Genomic DNA, 13,774 nt, shown 5'->3' with positions numbered 1-13,774 from the left:
CGTCAGCCGCGACGCGGGACCGGGACGAATCCGTCCTCGATTCCCCGACGGTACAGATCCACCTTGGTCGTCGCGGGGCGTCCGACGAGGCGGTATACCGAACGAATGCGGCGGAGGTGGTCGTTGACGGTGTTCTCGCTGACGAACAGCGCGGTCGCGACCTCGCGCGCTCCCATGCCCGACGCGTACAGCGACAGCACCTCGCGCTCCCGCCGGGTGAGCGGAGCAGATTCGAGGATCGGGTCGGAGTCGAGCGCCGAAGCCCACTCGGTGCTGGGAACGTGCTCGCCCGCCGCGGCCGCGGTGATCACCGCGATCAGATCCTGCCCGGGTGAAGACTTGCGAGCGACCCCGAGCGCATCGGTCCGGGAGGCCTCGCGGACGAGGAAGGGGTTCTCGCCCGAGGTGAGCACGAGAACGTGCGCACCCCAGGCGCGCAGCGCCGAGACGTTCTCGTGCGGCGTGCTGTCGTCGCGGAGGCTCAGGTCGAGCAGAACCAGGTTCGCGTCGAGCGCCGAACGCACCATCTCGGGCACCGACCGCTCGTGGCGAGCGAACTCCAGCCCGGGCGCCCGGTCGACGAGACTGCGAATCGCCAACCCCACCAATTCGTGGTCATCGACGATCGCGACGCGTGCCCCCTGCCCCATTCGTCCGAGTATGGCCTAACCCCGCCCCCGCGTGACGGAGCCGTCGACCACCGAAACCGGGACTTCCGTGTCAAACGTCTGCCGCAACCTCGCGTCAGCGGGCAGACTGTTGCAATGAGCAGTCGCGCAGGACATCTCGCCGAAGCATCCGATCTCATCGACATCGATGAACTGATCTCGGCCTACTACGACCGCAAGCCCGACGTGACGATCGCCGCGCAGCGGGTCGCCTTCGGCACCAGCGGCCACCGCGGCTCGTCGCTGTCGACGAGCTTCAACGAGAACCACATCCTCGCCACCACGCAGGCGATCGTCGATTACCGGGCCGCACAAGAGATCCACGGCCCGCTGTTCCTCGGCCGCGACACCCACGGGCTGTCGCTGCCCGCCGAGCGGAGCGCGATCGAGGTACTCGTCGCGAACGGCGTCGACGTGCGCATCGATGCGCGCGACTCCTGGGTTCCGACACCGGCGCTGAGCCTGGCGATCCTGAACCACAACCGCGGCAAAGACGCGTTCGACCCCTCGCGCGGCGACGGCATCGTCGTCACCCCGAGCCACAACCCGCCGCGCGACGGCGGCTTCAAGTACAACCCCCCGCACGGCGGCCCCGCCGACACCGACGCGACGAGCTGGATCGCCGACCGTGCGAACGAACTCATCGCCGCGGGCCTCGAGGGTGTGCAGCGCACCCGCTACGCCGACATCGACGGCGACGCGCTCGGCGAGTACGACTTCCGCGAGGCGTACGTGCGCGACCTCGAAGGAATCATCGACATCGACGCGATCAAGCGCGCCGGTGTCCGCATCGGCGCCGACCCGCTCGGCGGCGCGTCGGTCGAGTACTGGCAGCTGATCGCCGAGCACTACGGCCTCGACCTCACCGTGGTGAACCCCGACGTCGACCCGACCTGGCGCTTCATGACGCTCGACTGGGACGAGAAGATCCGCATGGATCCGTCGTCGCCGTCGGCCATGGCCTCGCTCGTCGCCCGTCGCGACGAATACGACATCCTGACGGGCAACGACGCCGACGCCGACCGCCACGGCATCGTCACCCCCGACGCGGGACTGATGAACCCCAACCACTACCTCGCCGTCGCGATCGACTACCTGTTCGCGCACCGACCCGGATGGCCGGCGGATGCTGCGGTGGGCAAGACCCTGGTCTCGTCGATGATCATCGACAAGGTCGCCGCCTCCCTCGGGCGCACGCTGCTCGAGGTGCCGGTCGGGTTCAAGTGGTTCGTTCCGGGCCTCCTCGACGGCTCCGTCGCCTTCGGTGGCGAGGAGTCGGCCGGCGCGTCGTTCCTGCGCACCGACGGCACCGTCTGGACGACCGACAAAGACGGCATCCTGCTCGCGCTGCTCGCCGCCGAGATCCTGGCCGTCACCGGCAAGACGCCCTCGCAGCGCTACGCGGAACTGACCGACACGTACGGCGTCTCGGCCTACCAGCGGGTCGACGCCCCGGCCACGCCCGCGCAGAAGGCCGCTCTGGCGAAGCTGTCGCCCGACGCGGTGACCGCGACCGAACTCGCCGGCGAGCCCATCACCGCGAAGCTCTCGCAGGCGCCGGGCAACGGCGCGCCGATCGGCGGCCTCAAGGTGCAGACCGAAGACGCCTGGTTCGCGGCCCGCCCCTCCGGCACCGAAGACGTCTACAAGCTCTACGCAGAGTCGCTCCGCGGCGAGGGGCACCTCCGCGAAGTGCAGGAACAGGCCCGCGCCGTCGTGTCCGAGGCTCTCTCCGGAGCGTGACCCCGCAGCATCCGCGCACGCAGCTTCCCCGACCCCTCAGCATCCGCTCGCGTCGCCTCGCCGAAACCACTGCGGCGTGCCCAGCCGGCGTCCCTCCGCCGAGCGGAGGGGATACCGCCGGGGGAGGACAGAAGTAGCGGGGTTGCACCCGCCGCCGGGCATATGCCCTCCGCCCAGCGAAGGGGCGGAGGACATATGCGCGGCGCGCCGAGACCCCCACGGGCATCCCGGCGCGAATCGCGTTTCTCGTGGGGTCAGATCGTGGCCGCGTCGATCACGAAGCGGTAGCGCACGTCGCTCGCCAGAACCCGCTCGTACGCCTCGTTGATCTGCGAGGCGTCGATGAGCTCGACCTCGGGCGCGATGTCGTGCTCGGCGCAGAAGTCGAGCATCTCCTGCGTCTCGCGGATGCCGCCGATGCTCGAACCCGCGAACGACCGGCGGTTCGAGAACAGCGTGAACACCTGGATCGGGAGCGGCTCCGGCGGGGCACCGACGTTGACCATCGTGCCGTCGAGCGCGAGCAGTCCGAGGTACTGCTTGAGGTCGAGCGGCGCGCTGACGGTATTGACGATGAGGTCGAGGCTGTTCTTGAGCTTCTCGAACGTCTCGGGGTCGCTGGTGGCGTAGTAGTGGTCGGCTCCCATCGCGAGACCGTCGTCTTTCTTGCGGAGGCTCTGCGACAGCACGGTCACCTCGGCGCCCATGGCGTGGGCGATCTTGACGGCCATGTGTCCGAGACCGCCGAGGCCGACGATGGCGACCTTCTTGCCGGGGCCGGCATTCCAGTGGTGCAGCGGCGAGTAGGTCGTGATGCCGGCGCACAGGAGCGGGGCCGCCTTCTCGTAGGGGATCGACTCGGGCACGCGCAGCACGAAGTCTTCGTCGACGACGACCTTCTCGGAGTAGCCGCCCTGGGTGATCGACCCATCGCGGTCGACGTTGCCGTAGGTGCCGACGTTGCCCTTGAGGCAGTACTGCTCTTCACCGGCCAGGCAGTTCTCGCACTCGCGGCAGGAGTTCACCATGCAGCCGACGCCGACACGGTCGCCCACGGCGTGGCGCGTGACATCCGACCCGACCTCGGCGACCGTGCCGACGATTTCGTGACCGACGGTCAGGGGGTACGCGACCTCACCCCACTCGCCGCGGATCGTGTGGATGTCGGAGTGGCAGATGCCGGCGTAGGCGATGTCGATGAGCACGTCGCGGGGCCCGACCTCGCGGCGTTCGATGGTCGTGGGCTCGATCGGGGCGGTGGCGGATGCTGCGGCGTAGGCGCGAACGGTGTTCATGGTCTCCTCCGGGTGTGGGTGTCCGAGCGTACCCGCCGCTCGAGAAAGGTCGGCGGTGCTTGCGCGAACGCCCGGAGTCGTCGCGCTCTCGTCGCGTCGGGGTCACCGAGACAGCGAGCGCGTGCTCTCGCGCATCACGAGGCGCGGTGGCAGCGACACCACGGGGTCGGGCTGTTCGCCCTCGATGAGCGCGATGAGTGTGGCGACGGCGCGCGCCGCGAGCTCGTCGAAGTCTTGGCGGACGGTGGTCAGCGGCGGGCGGAACTCCGCCGCGTCGACGATGTCGTCGAACCCGACCACCGCGACGTCTTCGGGCACGCGCCGCCCGGCATCGGCGAAAGCCCGCAGCACCCCCAACGCCATCTGATCGTTCGCCACGAAGACGGCCGTGGCCGCGAGGAGCCCGGCCGCGGCGCGGTGTCCGGAATGCGAGGTCCAGTCGCCGCGGACCAGCGGCGGCACGGTGAACTGGGCACCGGCGAGCGTCTCGCGCCAGCCCCGCTCGCGCTCCGCCGCGGCGAACGACCCGGCGGGGCCCGCGAGATGATGCACGGTGTCGTGTCCGAGGTCGAGCAGGTGCCGCGTCGCGGTCGCGGCCCCCGCGGCGTGGTCGGTCTGCACGATGGCGAAGCGGTCGTCGGCGGCCGAGTCGACGGCCACCAGACGCATTCCCGCGGGCACCGCCGCGTCTCGCGTGAGCGGGGTCGCCTCGTTGAGGACGATCGCCCCGTCGACGCCTTCGTCGCGAAAGCGCTCGAACGCGGTAACGACATCGCGCTCGCCGCGGGCCGTGGCGACCGTCAGCGCATAGTCGTCGGCGGCCGCGATCTCGGCGATCGCCTGCAGCATCCGCGAGTTGCCCACCGAGTCGAGTGTCGACACCACGAGTCCCATGGTGCGCGATCTACCTGTTCGGAGGGTCCGTGCCGCACGGTGCATGCGGTAGCCGAGCGCGGTCATGGCGGCTTCGACCCTGGCGCGTGTCGAAGGATCGACCCGAGGGCTCCCGTTGACGACCCGCGAGACCGTCTGCGCCGAGACGCCCGCGCGCTCGGCGACGTCTGCCATCGACACCCGCGACATGACGACCCCCGTTCGATGTTGACGATATCACGCGCGCCAGCTAGCGTGTTATCGTGAACATCACCGAGCTCCCCGGTACTCCCCTGGGCGCGGGCGTCGTCAAGCGACCGACCCGCCTCGCCGACGGCCGCGAACTGATCTACTTCGACGATCCCGACACGGCGCTCGAGAGCATGCGACTCGTCGACGAGCGCACCCTCGACCCCCGCCCGGCGACCGCGAGCATGCGCCAAGACGTGCTCACCGGCGACTGGATCTCGATCGCCTCCGCGCGGCAGAACCGCGCCTTCCTCCCCCCGGCGAACCTCGACCCGCTCGCCCCGCAGACGCCGACCAACCCGTCGGAGATTCCCTCGCGCTACGACGTCGCCGTGTTCGAGAACAAGTCGCCGTCGTTCGGTCCCGCGCTCGCGGCCGCGACGGGCGATGCCCCGGCCGGTGCGGATGCGCCGTCCGGCGACGACGACCTCGTCGAACTCGGCCTCGGCCGCAGCCGAACGTCGATCGGGCGGTGCGAGGTCGTCTGCTTCAGCCCCGAGCACGAGGGGTCGTTCGGCACGCTCGGCGTCACCCGGGCGCGGACGGTCATCGAGGCCTGGGCCGACCGCACCGCCGCGCTGTCTGCGCTCCCGGGCATCGAGCAGGTCTTCCCCTTCGAGAACCGCGGCGAGCAGATCGGCGTGACCCTCAAGCATCCGCACGGCCAGATCTACTCCTATCCCTACGTCACTCCCCGCACCCGTCGGCAGCTCGACGCCGTCGAGCGCGTGGGCACCGACCTCTTCGCGCAGATCCTCGAGTCGGAGCAGGCATCGGAGCGCGTGGTGCTGCGCGGCGAGCACTGGACGGCCTTCGTCCCGTTCGCGGCGCGCTGGCCCATCGAGGTGCACCTGCTCCCCCACCGTCACATCCCCGATCTCGCGGCGACCGACGACGCCGAGCGCGACGAGCTCGCCCCGCTCTACCTGCGGCTTCTGCGTGGCATCGACGCCCTCTACGACACTCCGACCCCCTACATCGCCGCCTGGCATCAGGCCCCGGTGCGGGTCGGCCGCGACGGCATCCGCCTCCACCTGCAGCTGACCTCGCCCCGCCGCGCCGCCGACAAGCTCAAGTTCCTCGCGGGCTCCGAGTCGGCGATGGGCGCGTGGATCGCCGACGTCACACCCGAATCCCAGGCCGAACGCATCCGTGCGGCCATCGCATCCGTTCCCGAGGTATCCGAATGACAGACTCCACCGCCGCCGCTCTGACGTTGCTCGGCACTCTGACCGATCGCGCCCCGGAGGGCACCTGGTCGGCGCCCGGCCGTGTCAACCTGATCGGCGAGCACACCGACTACAACGAGGGGTTCGTCCTGCCCTTCGCGATCGGCCACCGAACCGCCGCCGCCGTGGCGCTCCGCGACGATGACGTCGTCCGGGTCGGCAGCACGTTCTCCGACGACGTCGTCGAGGTCTCGCTCGCCGACCTCGACGGCGTCATCGCCGCGCGGTCACTCGACTGGGCGGCGTACCCCCTCGGCGTCGCCTGGGCGTTGCGCGCCGCGGCACCCGAAGGGGTCGCCCGCGGGGTCGACATCGCGATCTCGTCGGACGTGCCGATCGGTGCAGGACTCTCGTCGTCGGCAGCGATCGAAAGCGCCGTCGCCTCCGCTCTCAACGACGTCTGGGCGGCGGGCCTGGATCGTGTGGCCCTCGCCCGCGTCGGCCGCATCGCCGAGAACGACGCGGTCGGTGCGCCCACCGGCATCATGGATCAGATGGCGTCGATGCTCGGCCGGCCGGACGCCGCGACCTTCCTCGACTGCCGCACGCTCGAAACGGCGTCGATCGACCTCGGCTTCGCTGCCGCGGGGCTCGAGGTGCTCGTGATCGACACGCTGGTCTCGCACGCGCACGCCTCGGGCGGGTACCGCGAGCGCCGCGCATCGTGCGAGGCCGGCGCCGCCGCCCTCGGCGTCTCGTCCCTGCGCGACGTCTCGGTGACCGACCTCGACCGGGCACGGACCGTGCTCGACGACGAGACGTTCCGGCGCGTCCGTCACATCGTGACCGAGAACCAACGCGTGCTCGACACCGTCGCCGCGCTGCGCAGCGAAGGACCCCGCGCCATCGGCGACCTCCTCACGGCGTCGCACGCATCGATGCGCGACGACTTCGAGATCTCGGTCGCCGAACTCGACCTCGCCGTCGAGACGGCTCTCTCCGCCGGTGCTCTCGGGGCACGGATGACCGGCGGAGGCTTCGGTGGAGCCGCCATCGCTCTTATCCCGAAGGACCGGATCGCTGATGCTTCGACGGCCGTCGAGCGCGCGTTCGCCGCATCCGGATTCCGCGCACCGCACACCTTCACCGTCACGGCTTCGGCGGGGGCTCGGCGCGACGCCTGACCCCTTCTCGAGCGGGGGCCGTTACAGCGTGAGTCGGCCCGCGGTGATATCGGCGGCGACCGTACTCAGGCGGGCCTGGGTCGAACGGGCGTGCGCGCGAATGAGGGTGAACGCGGCCTCCATGTCGACGTCGTGGCTCTGAGCGATATAGCCCTTGGCCTGCTCGATGACGACGCGGCTGTCGAGGGCGCGCTGCAGCTGCCCCTGCGCGACGACCGACTCCTTCACGAGACGCTGCTGCAGGATGCTGATCGTCGCGATATCGGCGAGGGTCTTGGCCGCGGCCGCGTCGGTCTCGTTGAGTTCGCCGACGCGATCGCGGAACAGATTCAGCGACCCGATCACCGAGTCGCGCAGTCGCATCGGGATCGCGTGGATCGACGAGAAACCCGACCGCAGGGCATCGGCGGAGAAGTGGGGCCAGCGGTCGGTGATGTTGCCCAGATTCTCCACGGAGACGACACGACCCGTCTGAATCGCTTCGACACAGGGGCCTTCACCGGCGCGCAATTGCATCAGTCCGACGAACTCGCTGCGCTCGCTGGTCGAGGCGATCACCTCGAGCACTCCGGCCGGACTGACGAGCAGGATTCCGGCCGCTGTCGCATCGAAGATGCGCGCGCTTTCTTCGACGAGGAGCTGGAGGAGGTCGACGATGTCGAAATCGTCGACGAGCGAGTCGGCCAGCGTCGACACTGTCTTCAACAGCTGATCTTCTCGGGTGCTCATAGTTGAGTGTAAGACGCGAGACGTCTCATTTTTCGAAGGACAATCGTCGGGAGACGACCTCGGCGGCGATCTCGGTCACGGTTCGCCCCGAGGCGAACGCCCGGCCGCGCAACACGAGCAGCGCATCGTCGACGCCGATGGAGAGCTGGGCTGCGACCATGCCCGATGCCTGATGCATTTCGCGGCGCGAGTGGGGGCCGTCGGCGATGCCGTCGTCGACGTTGTCGACGTCGTCGAGGGCCCGGCGAAGAAGGTGACGCGACGTGATCTCGGCCAAGACCGTCGCATCGTCGACGGCCCGCTGCGTCAGCCGACGCGGCGAGTCCGAGTACAGACCGACCGACCCGACGTTCAGATCTCCGACGAAGAGCGGAAATGCGTAGAGACCGCCGAAGTCGAGCGCGCGGAACGCTTCTCGGGCGAGCGGCCAGTTCGCGCCGCCGCGGCGTTGCACGTCGGATTCGAGCACGGGGCGCCGCATCCGCAGCGCATCCCACGAAGGCCCCTCGCCCAGATCGATCTGAATCTCGTCGATCCGCGCGGCGAGGTCGGTGCTGGCGCAGACGGTTTCGCTGCCGAGGGGCCGCCCGAGGGTCGAGATCGATGCTCCGGTCACGCCGACGGCCTCGACGAACGGACCGCAGAGGTCACCGTTCCGACCAGCCGCGGTGAGCAGCGTGAGAGCCCGCGTGAAAGAAGAGCGATCGTCGCCCGGCACTGAAAAAACCATCAAATTCCGCCTGCCCTGTCGAATGACTAGGCGCTTGGTCTGGGTGCCGTAAGCGCGAGGCTATCAGTGAATGCTGCGTATCGACTCCGGCGGTCACGACGCGCGCCTCTGCGCGACGAGGGGGCAGTCGAACGGATCGCGCTCACCGAGTCCGACGCGGTTGATGTAGCGCACCACGATTCCGTACGAGGCGAGAAGGCCGGTCTCGGTGTACGGAATGCCGAGACGGCGGCAGTACGCCCGCACGATCGGGGCGGCATGGCGAAGGTGAGGTCGGGGCATCGAGGGGAAGAGGTGGTGCTCGATCTGGTAGTTGAGTCCGCCGAGAGCCGTATCGATGAACCGGCCGCCCCGGACATTGCGACTCATCAGCACCTGCCGTCGCAGGAAATCCAGCTTCAGCGTTGCCGGAACCACCGGCATGCCCTTGTGATTGGGGGCGAAAGACGCACCCATGTAAAGACCGAACAGGCCGAGTTGGACGGCGAGGAACACAGCGGCGATCCCGGGCGACAGCACCGCGAAGACGAGCGCGATGAACCCCCCGATCCGCACCACGAGGAAGAAGATCTCGAACCACCGCCGGTCGACGGGGTCGCGATGGAGCACGCGGGCGATACCTGTCACGTGGAGCGAGATGCCCTCGAGGAGGAGGATGGGAAAGAAGAAGGCGCCCTGGTGGCTGATCAGCCACCTCATCACGGGCAGACGGTGACGCGCCGCCTGCTCGGCGGTGACCGTGATGACGGGCAGCTCGATGTCGGGATCGGCGCCCATCTTGTTCGGGTTGGCGTGGTGACGCGTGTGTTTGTGACGCCACCACCCGTAGCTCATGCCGACGAAAAGATCGCCGATGATCAGGCTCGTCCAGTCGTTCCAGCGTCCTGAGACGAAAATCTGCCGGTGTGCGGCGTCGTGGCCGAGGAAGGCGATCTGAGTGAAGATCACCGCGAAGGCCGCGGCCATGAGGAGCTGCCACCAGCTGTCGCCGATCCGCACGAAGACGGCGATCGCCGCCGTCAGCACGACGGGCACGAGGAGCAGCTTCGTCCAGTAGTACCCGTATCGACGCCTCATGAGCCCGGCACCCTGGATGCGGGCCGCGAGCTCGGTGAAATCGCTCGTGCCGGAGGCCCTGACCCGCACGGCACGCCGTTCGACCGCGGGGGCGTTTCCGATAGTGCCCATGACTGCTCCAGTCGTGCGCGTTCGCGCGTGTAGACGGTGGAGTCGACCGGGGTCTGGGGCAACTTGTGCTGACCGTACGACGCCGCCCGCGCGCGGGCAACCCCGTGGCGAAGAGTTCATCGGCCCGACTCGTGGGCCGCGGCCGGGGCGATTGTGAGATGGGTCGCATGCCTGTAGCGTCGGTCGTAGTTGCCCCAGACCCTGGTCGACGCCTCGTCCATACGCGCGTCAATCCTGACCGGGAGGTCATCGTGGGGTACTTCATGTACGACAACATCACCAAGACCGAGATCGATGATCGTCTGCTCGCTCATCTGCAAATCGTCATCGGCACGAAACTGCGGCGCTCGGAGAGTTTCTTCTTCACCTGGAAAGAAGACGTCAGCCTGGGTTCGGGCCGGACGGCGGTCTGGGTCCACCCCGGCGCCGGGTTGCGGTTCAAGTTCCACGGCAGCCGGCAGCCGGCGATCAGTCGGCCGTGGCTCGAGGCCTTGACCCACACGGCCAACTCCCCCACAGGGCTTTACGCCGTTTCGGAGCCTGCCGACGAGCTGGCCGTCGCCCGCTCGGATCTCCGCATTCTGGCCTGAACCGCGGCGGTCAGGGCGCGAGAGCGCGTCGCACGAGACCACGGATGCGTGCCGCGACCGCCTCGCGATCGCCGGCATCGGTTCTCGCGAGTTCGGTCGCGAGCATGCCGGTCGCCAGGAGCACGTCTTCGACCTCGACGTGCTCTCCGACGTGGCCCGCAGCACGTTCTCGTTCGAGCAGGCGCACCACGACCCCCCGAAAGCGGTCACCCAGGTGTAAGACGTTCGGATCGTGACGGTTGGCCGTCGTCAACTCGATGAAGGCGCTGGACTCCAACGCCTGCGCGACGATTTGATCGAAGAGGCCTTCCAACGTGACGTCGGGGGGCTGGGCGAACCGCTCCAGGTCGGCGACGTTCTCTTCGAAGACCGCGGACGCGAGCGCGAGCCGATCGGGGAAATGGCGATAAAGGCTTCCCTGCCCTACGCCCGCCCGCCGCGCCACCGCGCTCAACGGTGCACCCAGCCCCTGCTCCTGGAAGATCGCGCGCGCGGCGTCGATCAACGCGCGGCGGTTCTCCGGACCCGCGGCGGGCCCGCGATTGGCCTTACCGGCTCTTCCCTGCGGCTGCGACACGGGGGTAGCCTATAACCGGACAGAACAGTCCGGTAGCTATCGAAGGAAGAATGAGATGTCTGACGCACAATCCCCCACCCCCGCTCCCGGCGCCACCCCGGCGTGGACGGAACGCCTCGACCACGGGCGCTTCGCTGGAAAGACCGTCATCGTGACGGGCGCGGGCTCCGGCATCGGCCGCGCCACCGCGTCGCGCATCGCCCGCGAGGGCGGTCGCGTCATCGCGGTGGACGTCTCGCAGGAGCGGCTCGACGAGTTCGTCGCCGCGCACTCCGGCGCCGACATCGAGGCACTCGTCGCCGACATCACCGACGACGAGGCGGTCGCGCGCATCATCGCCACCGCCGGCGACGTCATCGACGGGCTTGCGAACATCGCCGGGATCATGGACGACATGACCCCGGTGGCCGAGATGAGCGACGCCGTCTGGCAGCGGGTGTTCCGGGTCAACGTCGACGGCACGATGAAGCTGATGCGCGCCGCCATCCCCGTCATGCTGACCGCGGGCCGCGGGTCCATCGTCAACACCGCCTCGGAAGCCGCCCTCCGCGGTTCTGCGGCGGGCGCCGCCTACACGGCGTCGAAGCACGCGGTCGTCGGGCTCACGAAGAGCACGGCGTTCATGTACGGACCGGCCGGCCTGCGCGTCAACGCGGTCGCGCCCGGACCCGTCATCACGAACATCCAGGCGACCTTCGGCTCACCCCTGGGCGCCGAGCGTGTGCAGCGGGCGATGGCCCTGCTCCCGACCCCGGTCGAGGCGGACGCGCTCGCAGCATCCATCACCTTCTTGCTGAGCGACGACGGCGTGAACGTCAACGGCGCCATCCTGGCCAGCGACGGCGGCTGGTCTGCCGCCTGAGCGACCCCGTCGCGCGATGCGCATGCGACGCTAGATGACATGCGCATCGCACTGACGGGATCATCCGGAAAACTCGGCACGGTCGTAGCCCGCGAGCTACGCGACCACGGACACGAGGTGATCGGCCTCGACGTGGTCGGCACCCGTGGCCCCGGCTTCGTGCAGGTCGACCTCACCGACTACGGGCAGGTGATCGACGCGCTCGGCGGCGTGGGCGACCAGCACGACGGCGTCGACGCGGTCGTGCATCTCGGCGCGATCCCGGCACCCGGAGTCCGCTCGGACGTCGCCACCTTCCACAACAACATCGCGGCCACGTTCAACGTGTTCTGGGCGGCCGTCCGGCTCGGCATCACGCGGATCGTGTACGCGTCCAGCGAGACGGTGCTCGGCCTGCCCTTCGACGTACCGCCGCCCTACATCCCCGTCGACGAGGACTACCCGGCGCGACCGGAATCGGTCTACTCGCTCGTGAAGCACCTGGAAGAGCAGCTGGCGATCGAACTCGTGCGCTGGAACCCGGCACTGTCGATCACCGCTCTGCGGTTCTCCAACGTCATGGTTCCCGACGACTACGCCGCGTTCCCCTTCGACGATGACGCGAGGGCGCGCAAGTGGAACCTCTGGGGCTACATCGACGCGCGCGACGGCGCCCACGCGATCGAGCGCGCGCTCGATGTGGCACCCGCCGGTTTCGACCGTTTCATCATCGCGGCGGCCGACACGGTGATGACGCGTCCGAACGCGGAGCTCATCGCCGAGGTCTTCCCCGACGTGCCGCTGCGCGGCGAGTTCGGCGATCACGACACCCTGCTGTCGATCGACAAGGCTCGACGGCTGCTCGGCTACTCCCCGCAGCACTCCTGGCGCGACGAGCGCTGACACGGCGGGGTCCCGGACGCTTCGCGGCCGGGACCCTGCATCGTGGTCAGCTGAGCGCGGGAACGACCACGCGCTCGAACAGGTCGACGCCCGAGCGGTCGTACGCCGCCTCCGGGAAGTAGTGCAGCGCGTAACCGAGGCCGGCCTCGGCCCGCTCGGTCAGGCGCTCGATGATCTGCTCGGGGGTGCCGAAAGCGGGCGACTCGCGGTAGTCGCGCTCCATCTGCGCTGCCCGCTCTTCGCCGACGTGGGGAGTCAGGCGCGCGATGACCGCTTTCAGACGGTCGGATGCTTCTGCCTCGGTCTCGGCGACGATGGTGTTGAAGTTCGTCGACCGGGTGATCTCGTCGAAGTCGCGTCCGATGGCATCGGTGTGCCCGCGGAGCACCTCGGACTTGTGAGCGAACTCCTCGATCGAGCTGCCGAAGTTCGTGTACGAGGCGTACTTCGCCGCGATCTTGAGCGTGACCTTCTCGCCGCCGCCGGCGATCCACAGCGGGATGCCCCCCTCTTGAAGCGGGAGCGGACGCACGATCGCACCGTCGACCTGGTAATACTTGCCCTCGAGCGTCGCAGACCCCGTCGTCCACGCCTGGTGCATGATCTCGACGCCCTCGCGGAGCCGCCCGAGGCGTTCGGCGATCGGCGGGAAGCCGTAACCGTAGGCGCGCCACTCGTGCTCGTACCAGCCACCGCCGATACCCATCTCGGCGCGTCCACCCGAGATCAGGTCGACGGTCGCGGCGACCTTCGCGAGGTAGGCGGGGTTGCGGTAGCCCATGCACGTGCACATCTGGCCGAGCCGGATGCGATCCGTCGAGGCCGCGAAGGCCGACATGAGCGTCCAGGCCTCGTGCGTCGCCTCTTCGCTGGGCACGGGAGTGGTGTGGAAGTGGTCGTAGACCCACAGCGACTCCCACGGGCCTTCGTCGGCGTCTTGGGCGAGGGAGGCCATGACGCGCCAGTGGTCGGCCGGGGCGATGTCGACGAGGTCGAAGCGCCAGCCTTGGGGAATGAAGAGTCCGAATCGCATGG

At 69.0% G+C, this 13,774-nt stretch carries 14 protein-coding genes; 6 read left to right on the top strand and 8 right to left on the bottom strand.

Going from position 1 to position 13,774, the window contains the following annotated elements; all coding sequences use genetic code 11:
- Nucleotides 1-2: 2 nt before the first annotated feature.
- On the bottom strand, nt 3-650 hold the full coding sequence (locus tag ACFXQA_RS12860; RefSeq protein ID WP_394520268.1) for a LuxR C-terminal-related transcriptional regulator: 648 nt from the start codon (nt 648-650) through the stop codon (nt 3-5).
- A gap of 114 nt (nt 651-764) precedes the next feature.
- On the opposite strand from ACFXQA_RS12860, the gene pgm reads away from it, so the two are divergent.
- A complete protein-coding gene (gene pgm / locus ACFXQA_RS12855) occupies nt 765-2,411 on the top strand; it encodes a phosphoglucomutase (alpha-D-glucose-1,6-bisphosphate-dependent) (protein ID WP_394520267.1) in 1,647 nt (548 codons plus the stop codon).
- Between the two features lie 254 nt (nt 2,412-2,665).
- On the opposite strand, the gene ACFXQA_RS12850 is transcribed toward pgm, so the two are convergent.
- Nucleotides 2,666-3,706 (bottom strand): NAD(P)-dependent alcohol dehydrogenase, encoded by a 1,041-nt coding sequence (locus tag ACFXQA_RS12850; protein WP_394520266.1) that lies wholly within the window; start codon nt 3,704-3,706, stop codon nt 2,666-2,668.
- A 102-nt stretch (nt 3,707-3,808) separates the two neighbouring features.
- The gene (locus tag ACFXQA_RS12845; protein WP_394520265.1) at nt 3,809-4,774 is read right to left on the bottom strand and encodes a LacI family DNA-binding transcriptional regulator; all 966 of its coding nucleotides are present in this window, start codon (nt 4,772-4,774) and stop codon (nt 3,809-3,811) included.
- A gap of 74 nt (nt 4,775-4,848) precedes the next feature.
- Between ACFXQA_RS12845 and galT the strand changes: the two genes are divergently transcribed.
- Together galT and galK are read left to right on the top strand one after the other, a co-directional pair.
- On the top strand, nt 4,849-6,018 hold the full coding sequence (gene galT, locus ACFXQA_RS12840) for a galactose-1-phosphate uridylyltransferase (RefSeq protein WP_394520279.1): 1,170 nt from the start codon (nt 4,849-4,851) through the stop codon (nt 6,016-6,018).
- Entirely contained in the window at nt 6,015-7,181 is a 1,167-nt protein-coding gene (gene galK, locus ACFXQA_RS12835) for a galactokinase (protein WP_394520264.1), read from the top strand. Before galT ends, galK begins: the two co-directional genes overlap by 4 nt.
- Before the next feature lie 21 nt (nt 7,182-7,202).
- Here galK and ACFXQA_RS12830 read toward each other — a convergent pair whose 3' ends face one another.
- The 3 genes from ACFXQA_RS12830 to ACFXQA_RS12820 form a co-directional block, all read right to left on the bottom strand.
- Nucleotides 7,203-7,910, bottom strand: a complete 708-nt coding sequence (locus tag ACFXQA_RS12830; protein WP_394520263.1) for an ANTAR domain-containing protein — start codon at nt 7,908-7,910, stop codon at nt 7,203-7,205.
- 25 nt (nt 7,911-7,935) lie between these two features.
- Nucleotides 7,936-8,640, bottom strand: a complete 705-nt coding sequence (locus ACFXQA_RS12825; RefSeq protein WP_394520262.1) for a GAF and ANTAR domain-containing protein — start codon at nt 8,638-8,640, stop codon at nt 7,936-7,938.
- A gap of 93 nt (nt 8,641-8,733) precedes the next feature.
- Complete coding sequence (locus tag ACFXQA_RS12820; RefSeq protein WP_394520261.1) at nt 8,734-9,828, bottom strand: fatty acid desaturase family protein; 1,095 nt, start codon at nt 9,826-9,828, stop codon at nt 8,734-8,736.
- A 167-nt stretch (nt 9,829-9,995) separates the two neighbouring features.
- On the opposite strand from ACFXQA_RS12820, the gene ACFXQA_RS12815 reads away from it, so the two are divergent.
- Nucleotides 9,996-10,418 (top strand): DUF7882 family protein, encoded by a 423-nt coding sequence (locus tag ACFXQA_RS12815; protein WP_394520260.1) that lies wholly within the window; start codon nt 9,996-9,998, stop codon nt 10,416-10,418.
- Nucleotides 10,419-10,428: 10 nt separating this feature from the next.
- Here ACFXQA_RS12815 and ACFXQA_RS12810 read toward each other — a convergent pair whose 3' ends face one another.
- Complete coding sequence (locus ACFXQA_RS12810) at nt 10,429-10,995, bottom strand: TetR family transcriptional regulator (protein WP_394520259.1); 567 nt, start codon at nt 10,993-10,995, stop codon at nt 10,429-10,431.
- Between the two features lie 55 nt (nt 10,996-11,050).
- Here ACFXQA_RS12810 and ACFXQA_RS12805 point away from each other — a divergent pair, with 55 nt between their 5' ends.
- Together ACFXQA_RS12805 and ACFXQA_RS12800 are read left to right on the top strand one after the other, a co-directional pair.
- Nucleotides 11,051-11,857 carry an SDR family NAD(P)-dependent oxidoreductase gene (locus ACFXQA_RS12805; RefSeq protein ID WP_394520258.1) on the top strand — a complete coding sequence of 269 codons (807 nt, stop codon included), beginning with the start codon at nt 11,051-11,053 and terminating at the stop codon, nt 11,855-11,857.
- 39 nt (nt 11,858-11,896) lie between these two features.
- The gene (locus tag ACFXQA_RS12800; protein WP_394520257.1) at nt 11,897-12,739 is read left to right on the top strand and encodes an NAD-dependent epimerase/dehydratase family protein; all 843 of its coding nucleotides are present in this window, start codon (nt 11,897-11,899) and stop codon (nt 12,737-12,739) included.
- A gap of 46 nt (nt 12,740-12,785) precedes the next feature.
- Here the strand turns inward: ACFXQA_RS12800 and ACFXQA_RS12795 are convergent, their stop codons facing one another.
- Complete coding sequence (locus ACFXQA_RS12795; RefSeq protein WP_394520256.1) at nt 12,786-13,772, bottom strand: LLM class F420-dependent oxidoreductase; 987 nt, start codon at nt 13,770-13,772, stop codon at nt 12,786-12,788.
- Nucleotides 13,773-13,774 lie beyond the last annotated feature (2 nt).

This window comes from Microbacterium shimangi (assembly GCF_043556445.1).
Taxonomy (GTDB): Bacteria; Actinomycetota; Actinomycetes; order Actinomycetales; family Microbacteriaceae; genus Microbacterium.
The sequence above is the reverse complement of the archived record's forward strand: the minus strand, read 5'-3'. Positions and strand labels throughout refer to the sequence as shown.

Bases quoted from the DNA above. Each gene is read 5' to 3' on its own strand.
- ACFXQA_RS12860 (WP_394520268.1), bottom strand. From the start codon at position 650: ATGGGGCAGGGGGCACGCGTCGCGATCGTCGATGACCACGAATTGGTG.
- pgm (WP_394520267.1), top strand. From the start codon at position 765: ATGAGCAGTCGCGCAGGACATCTCGCCGAAGCATCCGATCTCATCGAC.
- ACFXQA_RS12850 (WP_394520266.1), bottom strand. From the start codon at position 3,706: ATGAACACCGTTCGCGCCTACGCCGCAGCATCCGCCACCGCCCCGATC.
- ACFXQA_RS12845 (WP_394520265.1), bottom strand. From the start codon at position 4,774: ATGGCAGACGTCGCCGAGCGCGCGGGCGTCTCGGCGCAGACGGTCTCG.
- galK (WP_394520264.1), top strand. From the start codon at position 6,015: ATGACAGACTCCACCGCCGCCGCTCTGACGTTGCTCGGCACTCTGACC.
- ACFXQA_RS12830 (WP_394520263.1), bottom strand. From the start codon at position 7,910: ATGAGCACCCGAGAAGATCAGCTGTTGAAGACAGTGTCGACGCTGGCC.
- ACFXQA_RS12825 (WP_394520262.1), bottom strand. From the start codon at position 8,640: ATGGTTTTTTCAGTGCCGGGCGACGATCGCTCTTCTTTCACGCGGGCT.
- ACFXQA_RS12820 (WP_394520261.1), bottom strand. From the start codon at position 9,828: ATGGGCACTATCGGAAACGCCCCCGCGGTCGAACGGCGTGCCGTGCGG.
- ACFXQA_RS12815 (WP_394520260.1), top strand. From the start codon at position 9,996: ATGCCTGTAGCGTCGGTCGTAGTTGCCCCAGACCCTGGTCGACGCCTC.
- ACFXQA_RS12805 (WP_394520258.1), top strand. From the start codon at position 11,051: ATGTCTGACGCACAATCCCCCACCCCCGCTCCCGGCGCCACCCCGGCG.
- ACFXQA_RS12800 (WP_394520257.1), top strand. From the start codon at position 11,897: ATGCGCATCGCACTGACGGGATCATCCGGAAAACTCGGCACGGTCGTA.
- ACFXQA_RS12795 (WP_394520256.1), bottom strand. From the start codon at position 13,772: ATGCGATTCGGACTCTTCATTCCCCAAGGCTGGCGCTTCGACCTCGTC.